This window comes from Nonomuraea cavernae, assembly GCF_040655715.1.
GTDB lineage: Bacteria > Actinomycetota > Actinomycetes > Streptosporangiales > Streptosporangiaceae > Nonomuraea > Nonomuraea cavernae_A.
In genome coordinates this window covers 178,576-195,481 of the sequence record NZ_JBFAKL010000003.1, presented here as the reverse complement: position 1 = coordinate 195,481, position 16,906 = coordinate 178,576, and the positions used below count along the sequence as shown (strand labels likewise).

Sequence of the window (16,906 nt, the reverse complement as noted above, 5' to 3'; positions counted from 1 at the left end):
GGATCTCGTACGGCGCGCGGCACCGCGCCGTGCCTGACGCTGCACACCTTCCATCTGATGAGGAGCCATGAGTCAGAGTGATCGGGGGCTGCGCCGCCTCGCGGCCGGCACACTGCTCGTCGCCTTCCAGGGCACCACGGCGCCCGGCTGGGTGTTGCGCGAGCTGGAGAACGGCCTGGGCGGAGTGACGCTCTTCGGGTTCAACGTCGCCGGCCCGGACCAGCTGAGGTCGCTCACCACGTCGCTGCGGGGGGCCGGGGAGCCCGTGGTCTCGCTGGACGAGGAGGGCGGCGACGTCACGCGGCTGGCCTACCACGTGGGCAGCCCGTATCCGGGCAACGCCGCGCTCGGCGCGGTCGACGACGTCGAGCTCACCCAGCGGGTGTACCGGGCGATCGGCTCGGAGCTGGCCGCCTGCGGGGTCAACCTCGACATGGCGCCCGACGCCGACGTCAACACCGAGGCCGACAACCCGGTGATCGGCACCCGGTCGTTCGGCGACGAGCCGGCCCTGGTCGCCCGGCACACGGTCGCCGCGGTCCGGGGCCTGCAGTCGGTGAACGTGGCCGCCTGTGTCAAGCACTTCCCGGGGCATGGCGCCACCCGGGTCGACTCCCACCTGGCGATTCCCGTCGTGGACGTCACGCCCGAGGTGCTGCGCGAGCGGGAGCTGGTGCCGTTCCGGGCCGCGGTCGAGGCGGGCACCAGGTCGATCATGACGGCGCACGTGGCGGTGCCCTCGCTGACCGGAGACCTGCCGGCGACGCTGTCGGCCGCCGCGCTGACCGGGCTGCTCAGGGGGGAGCTCGGCTACGACGGCGTGGTGATCACCGACGCGCTGGACATGGCGGCGATCACCGGCGGCGCCGGCCTGGGCGGCGGCGCGGTCCTGTCCCTCGCGGCCGGGTCCGACCTGCTCTGCCTGGGCCCGCGCCCCGGCTACGACGACGTACTGCGGATCATCGCGGAGATCGTGGCCGCGGTCGGGGACGGGCGGCTGCCACTGACCAGGCTGGAGCAGGCCGCGGCCAGGCTGGCGGACCTGCGCGCCTGGTTCGCCGCCCCGGGTACGCCGGCGGCCGAGCAGAACGGCGTGGGCCTGCACGCCGCCCGCCGGGCGGTGCGGCTCACCGGCTCCACCGCGCCGCTCGTCGAGCCGCTGGTGATCGAGGTGGACACGCCGCCGACGATCGCGGTGGGCGACGTGCCGTGGGGGGTCGGGCCGTGGCTGCCGCAGGCCGAGATCGTGCGGATCGAGCCGGGCGCCGCGGACGTGGCCGCGCTGCTGGCCAAGGCCGGGCGGCGGTCGCTGGTCGTGGTGGTCAAGGACGCCCACAGGTACGAGGCCAGCAGGTCGCTCGTCTCCGCCCTGGTGGCCGCCCGCCCCGACGCCACGGTGATCGAGATGGGGCTGCCGATCTGGCGGCCGGGCAGCGCCGCCTACATCGCGACGTACGGCGCGGCCCGGGCCAACGCCCAGGCGGCCGTGGAACTGCTCACGGCCTGAGCGGCTCCCACGGACTCACGGCCTGAGCGGCTGAGTTCACGGCCCGAGCGGCTGAGTTCACGGCCTGAGCGGCTCCTACGGGCTCACGGCCTGAGCAGCGACTCGCGAGCCTGCTCCAGGGCGGCGAGCACGGCGCCGCGCAGCACCGGGTTGCGGTCGGTCACGGCGGTGGTGACCACCTGGGGGCGTACGGGGCAGATGCGGGCCACGGCCTCCTCCACCCGGGAGGTCAGCGCGGTGCCGCCGGCGTGACCGACCTCTCCGGCGAGCACCACGAGGCCGGGGTCGAGGATCACGCACACGGCGGCGACGCCCAGGGCGAGCCGGTGGGCTATCTCGTCGAGCAGCGGCTCGCCCCTGGATCCGGCCGCCAGGGCGACCTCGACGCACTCCCCCGCGCTGCCGGCCGCGAAGCCGTAGCCCTGGGCCAGCTCGGCCACCGCCTCGGCGCTGACCAGCGACTGCAGGCCGCCCGCGAGCGAGGGCAGCCGGCCCGGCGCGGTGCGGATGTCGGCGGGCAGCGGCACGCCGGGCACCGCGAGATAGCCGATCTCGCCCGCGCTGCCCGAACGCCCCCGGTGCAGCTTGCCGCCGAGCACGACCGCGAGGCCGAGGCCGCGGCTGGCCCAGAGCAGCACGAAGTCGTCACGCCCCCTGGCGGCTCCGTCGACCCGCTCGGCGATCGCGGCGAGGTTGACGTCGTTCTCGATCGTGACCTCGCGCTTGAGGTCTCCGGCCAGCGCCTCGTGGCTGCCCTCGTGCCAGCCCGGCAGGTCGAAGGCGTAGCGGACGTCGCCGGTGCGCGGGTCGACCACGCCCGGGGTGCCGATCACCACGCCGCGCAGTCTGCTGACGCCGATCTTGGCGCTGCGGCAGGCCTTCATGATCGCGTCGTGCACGACGGGGACCAGGTCGTCCTGGCCGTCGGGCTCGAACGTCACCTCCGCCACCGTCTGGCCGTGGATGTCGGCGACGGCGGCCGAGACCAGCTCGGGCCCCACCTCCAGCCCGGCCACGTAGGCGCTGGAGGGGATGACGGAGTAGAGGGCGGCGTTGGGGCCGCGCCCGCCCGCCTGGGTGCCGACCATCTGGACCAGGCCGCGCTGCTCCAGCCGGGAAAGCGTCTGCGAGGCGGTCACCTTGGACAGCCCGGTGAGGTCGCCGATCTGCCCCCGCGTCATCGGCCCGGTCGCGAGCAGCAGCTCCAGCGCGGCCCGGTCGTTGATCTCCCTGAGCAATCTGGGCACACCAGGACGTCGCTCCACGCTGTATCCCACCGTCATTTCGAAAAGGTTGTTGGAAGTTTAGCGCTCTTCGCCCGTTCAGACTTTCCCAAGGCATGTTGGGAATGACATAATCCCAACATGCCTTGGGAAAAGGACGAGCTGGTGCCGCTGCGTGCGCTGGCGAACCCGCTACGGATCCGAATCGTGTCCCTGCTCACCGGCGCCTCCATGTCGGCCACCGAGGTCGCACGGGAGCTGGACATCGCCCACGCCTCGGCCAGCTACCACCTGCGTCAGCTCGCCGACGCCGGATTCCTGGAGCAGGTGGACGAGCGGCCGTCCCCCGGCGGCAAGGGCCGGCCCCAGCGGCGGTACCGCTACAACTCCTCCAGCGGGGCGCGGATCGACCGCTCCGGCGGGCGGCACCTGTACGACGCGCTGTTCACCGACCTCGCGCGGCGACTGGAGCAGGCCCGCGACCGGCGGATGTCCATGGACGCGGAGGTGTGGCTGGACAGGTCCGTGTGGGAGGAGGTCGTCGGGCTGATCAGCCAGGCGGTCGCCGTGGTCCACGACAAGGCTCAGCCGCCACGCTCGGCCGACAGCGTCAAGGTCAGCATGACCGCCCTGCTCCTGGAAATGGGCGACGACCGTTGACCCGTCCCCTGCTGCTGGGCACGGGACTGTGCTTCCTGTCGATCGGCCTGCTCATCCCGATGATCCCCAAGTTCGTCACCGGCCCGCTTGGCCAGGGCACCGGCGCGGTGGGCGCCTGCCTGGCGGCCGCGGCCGTGGCCGCCGTGCTCGCCCGGCCCCTCGCGGGCCGGCTCGCCGACCGCTGGGGGCGTGCGACGGCCGTCCGCGCCGGCGCCGTGGTGATCGCGGGCTCCACCTTCGCGCTGCTCCTGGCCGACTCGCTGCCGGCCCTGCTGGCGTGCCGGGCCGTGGCCGGGATGGGTGAGGCCCTGGTCTACGTCGGCCTGGCCACCGCCGCGAGCGACCAGGACCGTCCGGGCGCGGCGATGAACCTGTTCTCCGTCGCGGTCAACGTGGGCCTGCTCGCCGGGCCGGCCCTCGCCGAGACCGTGCACTCCGCCGCCGGATTCAACGCCGTGTGGGTGCTTTCCGGCGTCACCGCCGCCGGGGTGGCCGCCACCTCCTGGCTGCTCGGCGACTCCGCCGAACCCACCGACCGGCGCGACGGCGGGCCACTCGTCCACCGCGCGGCGGTGCTCCCCGGCCTCGCCTACCTCGCGTCGGTGTGGGGCTACACCGCCTTCAGCGCCTTCATCCCCCTGTACGTCGCCGCGCTCGGTCACGGGACCAGCGGCACGCACTTCCTCGTCTACGGCGGTGTGCTGCTCGCCGTCCGGCTGGGCGGACACCGCCCGCTGGCCCGGACCGATCCGCGGAAAAGGGGCTTCGCCTCCCTCGCGCTCACGGCCGCCGGGCTGATCGGCCTCGCCGTCTGGCCCTCGATGGCCGGGACGCTGTGCGCCACCGCGGTGATCGGGGCCGGGCAAGCGCTGGGGCTCCCGGCGTTCCTGGCGATCGCGGTGACCGGCCTGCCCGCCGGCCAGCGTGGTGCCGCGGTGGCCACCACGACCGCGTTCTTCGACCTCGGTTTCCTGTCCGCCGCGCTCGCCCTCGGCGCCCTCGCCCAATCCCTGGGCCTGGCGTCCGGCTTCGCCATCGCGGGCGGAGTGTCCGCCGTGGCACTGCTGTTGTTCGTTCCCATGGCTCGCCGCGCGCGAGCCGTCCCCCTCTCTGGAGGCAGTCTTGACCATCACCCCCGCTGAGCTGACCCACTACGCCGAGATCGTCTTCGACGTGGCGGTGCCGATCCACGATGACGACCGCGTGCTGATCAACGCCGAGATCGAGCACGCCCCGCTGGCCCGCGCCCTGGCCGAGGTGGCGTACGCCCGGGGAGCCCACTACGTCGACATCTGGTACTTCGACCCCCACGCCAAGCGCTCCCGGGTCCGGCACGCGGACGCGGCGACGCTGGCCGAGGTCCCGTCCTGGCTGGACGCGCGGAACGAGGAGCTGGCGCGCCACCACGGCATCCTCGTCAACATCCGCGGCTCCGCGGCCCCCGACCTGCTCGCCGATGAGGACCCGGTGCGGTCGGGCCTGGACCGCATGCCCAATCTCTCCTCACGGCAACGAGTGCAGCTGAACAACCTGGCCCGGTGGGTCATAGTGCCGTACCCGACCGCGGAGTGGGCGCGTGCGGTCTTCGGTGAGCCCGACGAGGCGCTGTTGTGGGAGCATCTGCGGACCATCCTCCGGCTCGACCGCCCCGACCCCCGCGCCGCCTGGAAGGAGCGGCTCGCCGAGCTGCTGAGCCGCGCGGAAATGCTGACCGAGCTGCGGCTCGACCGGGTCCGCTTCGAGGGGCCGGGCACCGACCTGACCATCGGCCTGCTGCCCGACGCCCACTGGACGGCGGTCCATCTCATCTCCTCCCAGGGACACGGTTTCCAGGCCAACATCCCCACCGAGGAGGTGTTCACCACCCCCGACTACCGCCGGGTGGACGGCAGGATCCGGTCGACGCGCCCGCTCTCCCTCGTCGGCACCGTCGTCCGCGACCTGGAGCTGACCTTCTCCGGCGGCGTGGTGACCGAGGTGCGGGCGTCCACCGGCGCGGACGTCGTGCGCAGCCACCAGGCGATCGACGCCGGGGCGGCCCGGCTCGGTGAGCTGGCGCTCGTCGACGGCACCTCGCCGGTCGGCCAATCCGGCGTCACCTACCTGGAGACCCTGCTGGACGAGAACGCCACCTGCCACCTCGCCTGGGGCGCCGGCCTGCCACCGGGCGTCCCGGCCGGCCTGCGCGATCGGGACGCCGCCGGGCTCGACGCGGCCGGGGTCAACGTCTCCGACGTGCACGTCGACTTCATGGTCGGCGGCCCCGAGGTCACCGTCACCGGCATCCGGCACGACGGCGCCACGGTCGAGCTGCTCCGCGGCGAGGAATGGCAGCTCTGACCGCGGACCTGATTGACCGCGGGCCTGGCTGACCGCGGGCCTGGCTGACCGCGGGCCTGATTGACCGCGGGCCTGGCTGACCGCGAACCTGCCGGGTCGGCGGGAATCCGGCCCCGGGCCCTTGCCCCAGAGTCGCGCCGAACCTGAGGATGGCTCATGACCTTTCCCCGGGTGCCCGCCCTGATGCTGGGCGTCGGCGTCGTGCTCCTGTTCGACGTGCTCCGCGTGTTCCTGCCATCGCTCATCACGCTGTTCGGGCAGGCGGGGTCCACCCCGCCCGAGCTGATGGGCCTCTACGCGGCCGCCTGGTTCGCACTGCCGTTCCTCGCGCTGCTCCTGCCGTCCAGGTGGGCGCTCGCGGGCGGCGCGGTGGCGCTCGTCCTCGCGCGGGTGCTGCTGCAGGCCGGCGTCGAGCAGCTGTACGTCGCCTCGGCGGGCGTCACGGCCGGCCTCGTCTTCCTCACCGGCTGCGCCCGCATCGTGCCCAGAGCGGCGGCGCCCGTGGGGATCGTGGGCGGCCTGTCGTTCTCGGTCCTGGCGCACCTGGTGCTCGACGGGATGGATCTGGTCTGGCGGGACGGGGTGTTCCCGTGGCTCCTGATACTGACCCTCTGCGCCGCGTTCCTCGCCCTGGTGCGACTGTCTCCCGCTGCCGAGAAGACCGAGCCCGCGCCCGCCGCCACCTGGTTCCTGTTCGGTCCGGCCCTGCTGCTGTTCGGGATGGCCGCTACCTCCTGGACCAAGGCGCCCGACGGCCCCTCACTCGTGTGGACCGCGCTGGGCGTCGGGCCGGTGGCCGCGGCGGCCGTCGCCTCGATCATGACGGTCCTGCGGCCGAGTCACCGGCCCGCCCTCCTCCTGGCCTGCGGCCTCGGGCTGGTGGCGTCCACGGCGCTCCTGCTCACGACGCCCTTGCCGGGCGTGGACTCGGTGGCCGCGGCGGTGACGATCCTCTGCCTGGCCTCCATCGTCTCCTCTTCCTCCCGATCAGGGGCCGAGGCCGGGCCCGACCCCTCCGGCAACGCGACCGAACCCGAGGCGCGGGCAGAGACCGCGACCGATGCCGGGACCCCGAACGGGTCGGACACCGAGCCCGGATCGGGCGCCGGGCGCGAGTCGGGCACCGGGCGCGAGTCGGGCACCGGGCGCGGGAGCCGGCGGCAGGGGGTGGCGGTGCTCGGCGGCGGGTTCGTGTTCCTGGTGGCGATGTTCGCCTACTACGCCGCCTACGATCTGGACCTCGGCATCCCGAACCAGGTGATCCCCATCGCGGTGTCGGTGCTGGCCGTCGCCGTGGGCCTGCGGCCGTCACGCGCCCCGCTCCCCACCCACGCGTCCCGGTCCGGGGCGCCCGGCGAAACCACCGTCCTGGCCGTCCTGATCGCTCTCGTCGCGACGAACATCGCCTGGCAGCCGGCGCCCGACGTACGGCCCGCCGAAGGTGACACGGTCAAGCTGATCGCCTACAACATCCGGATGGGCTTCGGCCTCGACGGGCGGCTGTCGCTGGACCGGATCACGTCGTGGGCCGCCGCCCAGCGGCCGGACGTGGTGCTGCTGAGCGAGGTCGACCGGGGCTGGCTGCTGAACGGCGGCCACGACGACCTGGCCCGGATCGCCCGCGGGCTGGGCATGCGCTACCACTTCGCCCCGGCCGCCGACGACCTCTGGGGCGACGCCCTGCTCACCAACCTGCCGGTCAAGAGCGTCCACTCGTACAAGCTGGGCCGGCACGACTACCCGACCGGCGCCCAGGCCCAGGCCATCGTGCTGGAGGTCGGCGGCAGGGAGCTGGGCATCGTGAACACCCACCTGCAGGCCCCCGCCGGGCAGGCGCCCGAGGTGGCGGCCATCGCCCGCAACCTGGCCGGCGGGCTCGACGCCGGGCAGGCGGGACCTGGGGCCGACGGCGCCGCCGCGGGCCCGCCCAGGCCGGTGATCCTGGCCGGTGACCTGAACACCGAACCGGCCGATCCCGAGATGCGGGTGCTGGAGGCGGCGGGGCTGTCCGACCCGCTGATCGCGCTGGGTGACCCTCCCACCTCGCCGGCGGAGGCGCCGGTCAAGCGGATCGACCACGTGCTGATCAGCCGGGGTCTGACCGTGGTTTCGGCACAGGTTCCGCGCCTGCCGTACTCCGATCATCTGCCCGTTCTGACGACGTTGCGGCTAACCACTGTTGACCAGGAGGGATAATCGACAACATGCGCCTTTCCGCTCGGGTCGACTACGCCCTCCGTGCCGCCGCCGAACTCGCCGCCGCCGGTGCCGGCCCGACCACTGTGGGTGAGCTCGCCAAGGAGCAGGACATGCCGCCCAAATACCTGGAGAACATCCTGCTCCAGATGCGCCGTGCCGGTCTGGTGCGTGGCCAGCGCGGCCCTGAGGGTGGATACGTGCTGGCCAGGCCCGCCGGTGAGATCTCGCTCGCCGACGTGATCAGGGCGGTCGACGGGCCGCTGGCCAACGTCCGCGGCGAGCGCCCCGAGCACGTCGGCTACCGGGGCCCGGCCGAGTCGCTGCAGCAGGTGTGGATCGCGCTGCGCGCCACCGAACGGGCGATCCTGGAGGAGGTCACGCTGGAGCAGGTGGCCGGCGGCGCCCTCCCCGAGCGTGTCCGCCAACTCGCCGCCGACCCCGCCGCCTGGGACTGACGGCGCCCGGGTCTGCTCGCGCCGGAAACGCGACCGCGCGGACGCCGGGAGGCGGCAAGGCGACTCCGGCGCGGTTCCTAGACTGGGCGCATGCCCGAAGGAGACGCCGTCTACCGCACCGCCGCGCGGCTGCGGCAGGCCCTCGACGGGCGGGTGCTCACCCGGTCCGACTTCCGCGTCCCGCGGCACGCCACCGCCGACCTGAGCGGGCGGCGCGTGCTGACGACCGTCTCGCGGGGCAAGCACCTGCTCACCCGGGTCGAGGGCGGGCTGACCGTGCACACCCACCTGAGGATGGACGGAAGCTGGCGGGTCATCCCGGCTGGACGCCGCCCCGCCCCAGGCGACGTGGTGCGCCTCGTCCTGGCCAACGAGCGGTGGCAGGCCGTGGGCATCAGGCTGGGCGTGGTCGATCTGCTGAAGACCGTGGAGGAGCCACGGGTCGTGGGCCATCTGGGGCCCGATCTGCTCGGCGACGACTGGGATCCGGCCGAGGCCGTGCGGAGGCTGCGCGGCGACCTGGACAGGACGATCGGTGAAGCGCTGCTCGACCAGCGCAACCTGGCCGGCATCGGCACGATCTACCGTGCCGAGACGTTGTTCCTGCGCGGGATCTGGCCGTGGCGGAAGGTGAGAGAGATCGACGACCTGGAGGGAGTGGTCACGCTGGCACACCGGCTGCTGGACGCCAACAAGGCGCACGCGGGCACCATCACCACAGGCGATCGCCGCCCGACCGACCAGACGTGGGTTTACGGCAGGTTCGGCCGCCCCTGCCGCCGATGCGGCACACGCATCAGTCGCGGGGAGATGGGGACACGGTCACAGGAACGACTGATCCTGTGGTGTGACAACTGCCAGCCGCGCTAGGCGGCCACCATGTCCTTGACTTCGGGGAACACGGAATCGGAGATCGATCCGGGGACCGACTCGGTCAGCGGGATCCGCTCGTGCTCGGGCGCGTCGGCGAGCACCGGGGCAGCCTGGAGCTCGGCCAGCGCGAACTGGTCGGAGACCTCACGCAACACCTGTGAGAGCGGCACCCCGAGGGCACCACAGATGGACGCGAGCAGCTCGGAGGACGCCTCTTTCTGGCCGCGCTCCACCTCTGACAGGTAGCCGAGCGAGACACGAGCCAGCGTGGACACCTCACGGAGAGTGCGTCCCTGCCGCACCCTCAGCCGCCTCAACACGTCGCCGAGCAGCTGACGCAGCAAAATCATCTGTCGCTCCCTCCCCGGCGCGGATGTCTTCACCACGCCCCGCGCGATCGGATCGTGCCGCACATCCTTCTTCTTCGCTTCGTACATACTCCTCGCCGTCATCATCGGGCGTCGCCGCCCCTGGCTCGCCGCGCGTGGCTCTTTGCGTGACTCATCAGGCCCGCCTGCCGGGCGCTCGGTGCTTGCAGTTGGCTCACGGACCTCACTCACAGCTCCACCGTACCCGTATCCACGGACAGCGCGTGAGACCGTGGTTGGCATGTTCGCTCGGGACGTAACACGGTAATCACCCGGATTGTTCCCCCTTGTTCGCCTTCAGCACACTTGCTAGGAGATCTACAGCCTCGTCCACCGTCTTTACCCTGATACGTTCGCGTGACCCTTTCAGACTCAGTTCTCGTCGCCACAATCTGCCACCGGGTCCGCTGACAGCCGCGAAAACGGTGCCGACCGGCCGTCCGTCCTGCGGCTCCGGCCCCGCCACTCCCGTCACGGCCAGGCCGTAGGTCGCGCCGCACACTCGCGCCACACCCAGCGCCATCGCCTCGGCCACCTCCGGATGCACGGCACCCTCCCGATCGAGTAGATCTTCGGGCACGGCCAGCAGCGTGTGCTTCAGATCGGTGGCGTAGGAGATCACCCCGCCCCTGAACGCCTTGGAGGACCCCGAGACCGAGGTGAACGTGGCCCCGATGAGCCCCCCGGTCAGCGACTCGGCCACGGCCACCGTGGCCGCCCGATCCACCAGCAGGGACAGCACCTCGGCGACTTCGGACATGTTCACTCCCCGCGTGCGTGTCTGGCCACCTGACGGAGTTTGACGGCGCGGGCCACGTAGTCGACGCCTGTGGCCACGGTCACGACCAGCGCGGCGCCCATCACCACCCAGCGGACCGGGTCGGGCCCCCAGGGCAGGATGTAGAGGACGATCGCGCCGATCTGCAGGACGGTCTTGACCTTGCCGCCATAGCTGGCCGGGATGACGGCGTGCCGGATCAGCACCAGCCGCAGCAGCGTGATGCCCAGCTCGCGGCCCAGGATGACGAGCGTGACCCACCAGGGCAGCTCGCCCAGGACCGACAGGCTCACCAGCGCCGCGCCCGTGAGCGCCTTGTCGGCGATCGGGTCGGCGATCTTGCCGAAGTCGGTGATCAGCCCGTAGCGCCTGGCCAGCTCACCATCGAGGTGATCGGTGATCGAGGCCACGGCGAACACCGCCAGCGCGCCCAGGCGCCAGCCCATGCCCGGCAGGAAGAGGCAGATGACGAAGAACGGGACGAGCACCAACCGGAGGACCGTGAGGACGTTGGCGATGTTCCACGGGCTCACCACGCGGCGCTCGTCCCTGGTCATGGACCGGCCTTGATGCGCGCGATCAGGTCAACCCCCTCGGCGTCGACCACGACGGCGCGCACGATCTGGCCCCGGACCAGGCCGATGCCCTGAACCGTGACGGAGCCGTCGACCTCGGGACCCTGGTGCGCGGCCCGGCCCTCGTAGCCGCCGTCGCCCAGATCGTCGTCGATGAGCACGTCCACCTCGGTGCCGATGCGCTCCTCGGCACGCTGGGAGGTCAGCTCCTCGGCCAGCTCCGTCAGCACGCGCATCCGCTCGTCGATGACCTCCTGGCCGAGCTTGCCGTCGAAGCCCGCCGCCTCGGTGCCGTCCTCGTCGGAGTAGCCGAACACGCCGATCACGTCGAGCCTGGCCTGCTCCAGGAAGCCGACCAGCTCGCCGAACTCCTCCTCGGTCTCGCCGGGGAAGCCCACGATGAAGTTGGAGCGCACTCCCGCCTCGGGAGCTCGCTCACGGATCGTCTCCAGCAGGTCGAGGAAGCGCTCGGGGTCGCCGAAACGGCGCATCCGGCGCAGCACCGGGCCGCTGGCGTGCTGGAAGGACAGGTCGAAGTAGGCGGCCACGCCCTCGGTGCCGGCGATCACGTCGATCAGCCCCGGCCGCAGCTCGGCGGGCTGGAGATAGCTCGCCCGGACCCGTTCGATGCCCTCGACGGCGGCCATCCGGGGCAGCAACTGCTCCAGCGCCCTCAGATCGCCCAGGTCCTTGCCGTAGGACGTGGAGTTCTCGCTGACCAGGACGAGTTCGCGGACGCCGCGCTGGGCCAGCCAGTCGGCCTCGGCCACCAGCTCGTCGGGATCGCGTGAGACGTAGGCGCCCCGGAAGGCGGGGATGGCGCAGAAGGTGCAGCGCCGGTCGCAGCCGGAGGCGAGCTTGAGCGAGGCCACCGGGCTCTCGTCGAGCCGCTTGCGCAGCACCCGGGGGCCGCTGGCGGGAGCCACCCCCTCGGGCAGGTCACCGTGGCCGGGGATGCCGGCCCTCGGCGCGGCGGCTCGTTCGACCGGTGAGATGGGGAGCAGCGTGCGGCGGTCGCGCGGTGTGTGGGGCTTCAGCGGCCGGCCGGCGAGGACGTCGTCGAGACGGCCGCCGATCTCGGAGTAGTCGTCGAAGGAGATGACCGCGCTGGCTTCGGGCAGCGCCTCGGCCAGCTCGTTGCCGTAGCGCTCGGCCATGCAGCCCGCGGCCACCACCTTGGCTCCGGAGTCGGCGGCTGCGAGCAGCGTGTCGATCGAGTCCTTCTTCGCCGAGTCGATGAAGCCGCACGTGTTGACGACGACGACATCGGGGTCGTCGTCGCCCAGCTGCCAACCGGCAGCCTCCAGTCGCGCGGCGAGCTCCTCGGAGTCGACCTCGTTGCGGGCGCAACCCAGGGTTATCAGCGATGCGATTCGGCGGGATGACATGGTGAACCCTACGGTATCGGGAGTTGGACACCCCCGATGCACGGGCTACCGCCGAGGTGCTGTGGGAGGCCCGAAAGAACGGCGAACGATCTCGCCGCTTTGCCCCGGATGACCCAGATCCTGGCCGTTGACCTGGAGCGCCACCGCTCCGGCGTCGCCGATCAGCAGGCTCACCCGGGACGCGACCCGCCAGGTGGAGCTCTTGCCCGCCTCCAGCGTGCCAGAGAACAGCCTGCGCCCGCTGGAGTCACGGACGTTGAGGAACGAGGGGCGCTCGGCCTTGACGCTGACCACCACCTCGTTGTCGCTTCCCCGGCCGGCGGACAGCGCGGAGCCACGCGGCTCCTCGGTGATCGGCGAGTTGGGCGGCACGCTGGGAGACGCCGACATCGGCTGCACCCCGATGGACCGGCCCTGCTCGGTGGCGCCCCCCATGACCCTGACCACGCCGAACACCACCACGATGGCCAGCGCGACGCCCAGCGCCATCGACCAGTTGGGGGCCCGCCGCTCGCGGATGCGGAGCTTGCGGTCGGTCTGGAACACGGCCGCGGCCCGCACCGGCACCGGCGCGCCGCCGTGTTGCTCGTCGTAGAGATGGACCAGGGCATCGGGATCGAGCCCGACCGCCCGCGCGAGCACCTTGACGTGCCCGCGCTCGTAGAAGTCGCCCCCGCACTGGGCGTAGTCGTCTCGCTCGATCGCGTAGATGATGGCCTCGCGGATGCGGGTGGTCGCGCTCAACTGCGCGATCGTCAAGCCCGCCGACCGCCTGGCAGCCGCCAGTATGGCCCCTATGCTCTGCTCCTCCACGGCGCACGCCTCCCCGCCCCCGACGATGCGTAGTTAGTCATATTCAATCAGTCATCGTCGGGCGAGGTCGCATCGGGGTCATTCGCCACGCAAGTCGGCCAGCAAACCCGGCAGATCATCCGGTTTCACCAGCACTTCGCGGGCCTTCGACCCTTCGCTCGGGCCGACCACGTTGCGGCTCTCCAGCAGGTCCATCAGGCGGCCCGCCTTCGCGAAGCCGACGCGGAGCTTGCGCTGCAACATCGAGGTCGAGCCGAACTGGGTCGTCACGATCAGCTCGGCGGCCTGGACGACCAGGTCGAGATCGTCACCGATGTCCTCGTCGATCTCGCGCTTGACCGGCGCGGCGGCGACGTCGTCGCGGTATTCGGCCTGCATCTGCGTCTTGCAGTGCGCGACGATCTCGGCGATCTCCTTCTCCGAGACGAACGCGTTCTGGATGCGGATGGGCTTGCTGGCGCCCATCGGCAGGAACAGCGCATCGCCCTGACCGATCAGCTTGTCGGCGCCGGGCTGGTCGAGGATGACCCGCGAGTCGGTGAGGGAGGAGACGGCGAAGGCCAGCCGGGAGGGCACATTGGCCTTGATGAGGCCCGTGACCACGTCGACCGAGGGCCGCTGCGTCGCGATGACGAGGTGGATGCCGGCGGCGCGGGCCAGCTGGGTGATGCGGACGATGGAGTCCTCGACGTCGCGCGGGGCGACCATCATCAGGTCGGCCAACTCGTCCACGATGACCAGGAGATAGGGGTAGGGCTGGTAGACGCGCTCGCTGCCCGGCGGTGGCTGAAGCTTGCCGGCCCGGACGGCCTTGTTGAACTCGTCGACGTGGCGGAACCCACTGGCCGCCAGGTCGTCGTAACGGCGGTCCATTTCGCCTACCACCCATTCGAGAGCCTCGGCGGCCTTCTTGGGGTTGGTGATGATGGGCGTGATCAGGTGCGGGATGCCCTCGTAGACCGACAGCTCGACACGCTTGGGGTCGACCAGCACCATCCGCACCTCGTCGGGCGTGGCCCGCATGAGGATCGAGGTGATGAGCCCGTTGACGCAGACCGACTTGCCGGCCCCGGTGGCGCCCGCGATCAGCAGGTGGGGCATCTTGGCGAGGTTGGCGACGATGGTGCGGCCCTCGACGTCCTTGCCGAGGCCGACGATCATCGGATGGTGGTCGGCCTGGGCGACCTGGGCCCGGAGCACGTCGCCAAGCGCGACCAGGTCCTTGTCGGCGTTCGGGATCTCCACCCCGATGGCGGACTTGCCCGGGATGGGGGACAAGATCCTGACATCCGCGGACTTGACGGCGTACGCGATGTTCTTGGTGAGGGCCGTGACCTTCTCCACCTTGACCGCCGGCCCGAGCTCGATCTCGTAGCGGGTCACGGTCGGCCCGCGGGTGAAGCCGATCACCTGCGCGTCGATGACGAACTGCTCCAGCACGCTGGTCAGCGCGTTGACCACGGTGGTGTTGGCCTTGGTCTGCGGCTTGGGCAGGCTGCCCGGCTTGAGCAGTTGCAGGTCCGGCAGGCCGTACGGGCCCGCCTGGGGAGACAGCACGAGCTGCTCGACCTTGCGCGGCGCGGGGGTGGGCTGCGGCGGCTCCTGCTTGCGCGCCGAGCCCGGCGGCTCCTCGTCGTCGGCCAGACCGGGCACGATCTCCGGCGAGTGGTCGCCGCGCTTGTTCTGATCGGCGATCACCGGCGTGTCGTACGGCTTGACCAGGTCGCCGACCTCGGATGACGCGGGCTTCTTGGGCTTGGCACGCTTCCTGCCCGGCTGCTGCCGCTCGTCGGCCGGGGCCTGCCGGTCGAACAGCAGGTGACGGAGCTCCGCGAGCCGCTCGGGGATCCGGTGCACCGGCGTGGCCGTGATCACCAGCACGCCGAACCCCGACAGCATGAGCAGCAACGGGATGGTGATCCAGGACGGCAGGATGCTCATCGGCGGCGCCGAGACGAGGAAACCGACGAGGCCGCCCGCCTGCGAGATGCGCTCCATCCCGTCGTTGGCCGTGCCCGCCGGGTAGGGGACGTCGTTGGCCACGTGGATGACGCCGAGCACGCCGACGAGCAGCGCGGCCCAGCCGATCACCATCCGCCCGGTGTCGGCGTTCTGGTCGGGATGGCGGAGGTAGCGCCAGGCCAGCAGGCCGAGCAGTAGCGGCAGGGCCCAGGCCAGCGAGCCGAACACGCCGTGCACGACGGCGTTGACCACGCTGGGGACCGTACCCTCGGACGTGCGCCAGGTCATCGCGGCGACCACGATCGCGCCCGCGAGGACCGCCAGGCCCACCCCGTCGCGCCGGTGGACCGGGTCGAGCTCGCGGGCGTTCTTGCCGAGCGCCCGCGCCGTGCTGCCGATGCCGTTGGCGAGCAGCATCCACAGGCCGACGATCAGCTTGCCGATCATCGTGAAGACCCAGCTGATCGGATCCTGGTGGGTCATGGGCTGCTTGCGAGCCGACGCAGCCCCCTTCGCCCTCGGTCGCCCCGACGACGTGGCTCCCCGCTTCGCGGGGGTCGATCGAGGCGAGGTCGACCGCTTCGCCGACCCCTTCGCTGCGCTTTTCGGCGGACGGGTGGCCATGATGCCAAAGGTACGTCGGAGACACGGCCGAGCGCACTCAGGCTCGCCGATCAGCGACGAACCGTGTCGAACCCTGCCCGCATGGCCGCCACCTGGTCGGCCAGATCCTTGATCGTGTCACGCAGCCCCTCGTCGCCCGAGCAGGTGCCGGCCAGGCCGGCGAGCCGGGCCTCGACGGCGGACAGCCGGTCGGCGAAGTCGGACAGCGTGCGCGAGTTGCGCGACAGCACCGTGTCGTTCTGCACCAGGTCGCACAGCAGCGCGGTCTGCTCCTGGAGGACGGCGTTCTTGCGGAACAGCTCGATGAAGACGGTGACCTTCGAGCGCAGCACCCACGGGTCGAACGGCTTGGTGATGTAGTCGACCGCCCCGACGGCGTAGCCGCGGAAGGCCGCGCCGCTGCCCGTGTCGGTGCCGGTCAGGAAGATGATGGGCACGTCGCGGGTCTGGTCGAGCCGCTTGATGTGGGCCGCGGTCTCGAATCCGTCCATGCCCGGCATCAGCACGTCGAGCAGCACCACCGCGAAGTCGTGGCGCAGCATCAGCTTCATCGCGTCCTGCCCCGATCTGGCCTTGAACAGCCGCTGCTGCAGCGGGCGCAGCACCGCGTCGAGGGCGATCAGGTTCTCTTCCTTGTCGTCGACGAGCAGGATCTTGACCTGCCGGTTCATTCGGCGGCCTTCCTCTCCCCCACGAGCCACCCGCACATGACGTCCAGCAGATGATCCAGATCGACCGGTTTGGGCACGTAGTCGGAAGCGCCGCAGGAGATCGTCTTCTCCCGGTCGCCCGGCATCGCCTTGGCCGTCAGGGCGATGATCGGCAGGTCGGCGAACCTCGGCATGGCCCGCACGGCGACCAGCGTCTCGTAGCCGTCCATCTCGGGCATCATCACGTCCATCAGGACCAGCGCGATCTTCTCCTCGCGTTCGAGCACCTCGATGCCCTCCCTTCCGTTCTCCGCGTAGATCACCTCCATGCCGAGGCGGCCGAGCACGTGGGTGAGGGCGTAGACGTTGCGGATGTCGTCGTCGACGATGAGCACCCGCTTGCCCGCGAACGCTTCGCCGACCGGGCCGTCGCTCATCTCGTTGAGCCTGGTCGCGGAGTGCCACAGGTCGTCGGCGTCGGCACTGGGCCA

Annotated in this window: 16 protein-coding genes; 7 read left to right on the top strand and 9 right to left on the bottom strand. The window is 71.6% G+C overall.

Features of this window, described 5'->3' with window-relative positions:
- Window positions 1-67: 67 nt before the first annotated feature.
- Entirely contained in the window at window positions 68-1,507 is a 1,440-nt protein-coding gene (locus AB0I38_RS06225; protein ID WP_358462772.1) for a glycoside hydrolase family 3 protein, read from the top strand.
- An 83-nt stretch (window positions 1,508-1,590) separates the two neighbouring features.
- On the opposite strand, the gene AB0I38_RS06220 is transcribed toward AB0I38_RS06225, so the two are convergent.
- Window positions 1,591-2,772 (bottom strand): ROK family transcriptional regulator, encoded by a 1,182-nt coding sequence (locus AB0I38_RS06220; protein ID WP_358463240.1) that lies wholly within the window; start codon window positions 2,770-2,772, stop codon window positions 1,591-1,593.
- A 99-nt stretch (window positions 2,773-2,871) separates the two neighbouring features.
- On the opposite strand from AB0I38_RS06220, the gene AB0I38_RS06215 reads away from it, so the two are divergent.
- The 6 genes from AB0I38_RS06215 to AB0I38_RS06190 all read left to right on the top strand — a co-directional run bounded on the left by AB0I38_RS06215 (window position 2,872) and on the right by AB0I38_RS06190 (window position 9,254).
- Window positions 2,872-3,390: an ArsR/SmtB family transcription factor gene (locus tag AB0I38_RS06215; protein WP_358462769.1), complete on the top strand. Its 519-nt coding sequence runs from the start codon at window positions 2,872-2,874 to the stop codon at window positions 3,388-3,390.
- On the top strand, window positions 3,387-4,532 hold the full coding sequence (locus tag AB0I38_RS06210; RefSeq protein ID WP_358462766.1) for an MFS transporter: 1,146 nt from the start codon (window positions 3,387-3,389) through the stop codon (window positions 4,530-4,532). Before AB0I38_RS06215 ends, AB0I38_RS06210 begins: the two co-directional genes overlap by 4 nt.
- Entirely contained in the window at window positions 4,513-5,730 is a 1,218-nt protein-coding gene (locus AB0I38_RS06205; protein WP_358462763.1) for an aminopeptidase, read from the top strand. Before AB0I38_RS06210 ends, AB0I38_RS06205 begins: the two co-directional genes overlap by 20 nt.
- Window positions 5,731-5,886: 156 nt before the next feature.
- Entirely contained in the window at window positions 5,887-7,926 is a 2,040-nt protein-coding gene (locus tag AB0I38_RS06200; protein ID WP_358462760.1) for an endonuclease/exonuclease/phosphatase family protein, read from the top strand.
- A gap of 8 nt (window positions 7,927-7,934) precedes the next feature.
- A complete protein-coding gene (locus AB0I38_RS06195; RefSeq protein WP_358462757.1) occupies window positions 7,935-8,384 on the top strand; it encodes an RrF2 family transcriptional regulator in 450 nt (149 codons plus the stop codon).
- A gap of 90 nt (window positions 8,385-8,474) precedes the next feature.
- Complete coding sequence (locus AB0I38_RS06190; protein ID WP_358462754.1) at window positions 8,475-9,254, top strand: DNA-formamidopyrimidine glycosylase family protein; 780 nt, start codon at window positions 8,475-8,477, stop codon at window positions 9,252-9,254.
- Here AB0I38_RS06190 and AB0I38_RS06185 read toward each other — a convergent pair.
- The 8 genes from AB0I38_RS06185 to AB0I38_RS06150 form a co-directional block, all read right to left on the bottom strand.
- Window positions 9,251-9,607: a helix-turn-helix domain-containing protein gene (locus AB0I38_RS06185; protein WP_358462751.1), complete on the bottom strand. Its 357-nt coding sequence runs from the start codon at window positions 9,605-9,607 to the stop codon at window positions 9,251-9,253. The genes AB0I38_RS06190 and AB0I38_RS06185 overlap by 4 nt on opposite strands.
- A gap of 286 nt (window positions 9,608-9,893) precedes the next feature.
- Window positions 9,894-10,385, bottom strand: coding sequence for a CinA family protein (locus tag AB0I38_RS06180; protein WP_358462748.1), 492 nt, complete (start codon window positions 10,383-10,385; stop codon window positions 9,894-9,896).
- 2 nt (window positions 10,386-10,387) lie between these two features.
- Entirely contained in the window at window positions 10,388-10,960 is a 573-nt protein-coding gene (pgsA, locus tag AB0I38_RS06175) for a CDP-diacylglycerol--glycerol-3-phosphate 3-phosphatidyltransferase (RefSeq protein ID WP_358462745.1), read from the bottom strand.
- Window positions 10,957-12,366, bottom strand: coding sequence for a 30S ribosomal protein S12 methylthiotransferase RimO (gene rimO, locus AB0I38_RS06170; protein ID WP_358462742.1), 1,410 nt, complete (start codon window positions 12,364-12,366; stop codon window positions 10,957-10,959). The genes pgsA and rimO overlap by 4 nt, the downstream gene beginning before the upstream one ends.
- Window positions 12,367-12,411: 45 nt before the next feature.
- Complete coding sequence (locus AB0I38_RS06165) at window positions 12,412-13,179, bottom strand: helix-turn-helix domain-containing protein (protein ID WP_358462739.1); 768 nt, start codon at window positions 13,177-13,179, stop codon at window positions 12,412-12,414.
- Between the two features lie 78 nt (window positions 13,180-13,257).
- On the bottom strand, window positions 13,258-15,765 hold the full coding sequence (locus AB0I38_RS06160; RefSeq protein ID WP_358462737.1) for a DNA translocase FtsK: 2,508 nt from the start codon (window positions 15,763-15,765) through the stop codon (window positions 13,258-13,260).
- 50 nt (window positions 15,766-15,815) lie between these two features.
- Window positions 15,816-16,436 carry a response regulator gene (locus AB0I38_RS06155; RefSeq protein ID WP_358462734.1) on the bottom strand — a complete coding sequence of 207 codons (621 nt, stop codon included), beginning with the start codon at window positions 16,434-16,436 and terminating at the stop codon, window positions 15,816-15,818.
- Complete coding sequence (locus tag AB0I38_RS06150; RefSeq protein ID WP_358462731.1) at window positions 16,433-16,852, bottom strand: response regulator; 420 nt, start codon at window positions 16,850-16,852, stop codon at window positions 16,433-16,435. Before AB0I38_RS06150 ends, AB0I38_RS06155 begins: the two co-directional genes overlap by 4 nt.
- Window positions 16,853-16,906: the final 54 nt, after the last annotated feature.

Excerpts from the sequence above, each read along its gene's own strand:
- AB0I38_RS06195 (WP_358462757.1), top strand. The coding sequence starts at position 7,935 with ATGCGCCTTTCCGCTCGGGTCGACTACGCCCTCCGTGCCGCCGCCGAA.
- AB0I38_RS06190 (WP_358462754.1), top strand. The coding sequence starts at position 8,475 with ATGCCCGAAGGAGACGCCGTCTACCGCACCGCCGCGCGGCTGCGGCAG.
- AB0I38_RS06200 (WP_358462760.1), top strand. The coding sequence starts at position 5,887 with ATGACCTTTCCCCGGGTGCCCGCCCTGATGCTGGGCGTCGGCGTCGTG.
- AB0I38_RS06185 (WP_358462751.1), bottom strand. The coding sequence starts at position 9,607 with ATGATTTTGCTGCGTCAGCTGCTCGGCGACGTGTTGAGGCGGCTGAGG.
- AB0I38_RS06155 (WP_358462734.1), bottom strand. The coding sequence starts at position 16,436 with ATGAACCGGCAGGTCAAGATCCTGCTCGTCGACGACAAGGAAGAGAAC.
- AB0I38_RS06180 (WP_358462748.1), bottom strand. The coding sequence starts at position 10,385 with ATGTCCGAAGTCGCCGAGGTGCTGTCCCTGCTGGTGGATCGGGCGGCC.
- AB0I38_RS06215 (WP_358462769.1), top strand. The coding sequence starts at position 2,872 with ATGCCTTGGGAAAAGGACGAGCTGGTGCCGCTGCGTGCGCTGGCGAAC.
- AB0I38_RS06225 (WP_358462772.1), top strand. The coding sequence starts at position 68 with ATGAGTCAGAGTGATCGGGGGCTGCGCCGCCTCGCGGCCGGCACACTG.
- rimO (WP_358462742.1), bottom strand. The coding sequence starts at position 12,366 with ATGTCATCCCGCCGAATCGCATCGCTGATAACCCTGGGTTGCGCCCGC.
- AB0I38_RS06150 (WP_358462731.1), bottom strand. The coding sequence starts at position 16,852 with ATGAGCGACGGCCCGGTCGGCGAAGCGTTCGCGGGCAAGCGGGTGCTC.
- AB0I38_RS06160 (WP_358462737.1), bottom strand. The coding sequence starts at position 15,765 with ATGGCCACCCGTCCGCCGAAAAGCGCAGCGAAGGGGTCGGCGAAGCGG.
- pgsA (WP_358462745.1), bottom strand. The coding sequence starts at position 10,960 with ATGACCAGGGACGAGCGCCGCGTGGTGAGCCCGTGGAACATCGCCAAC.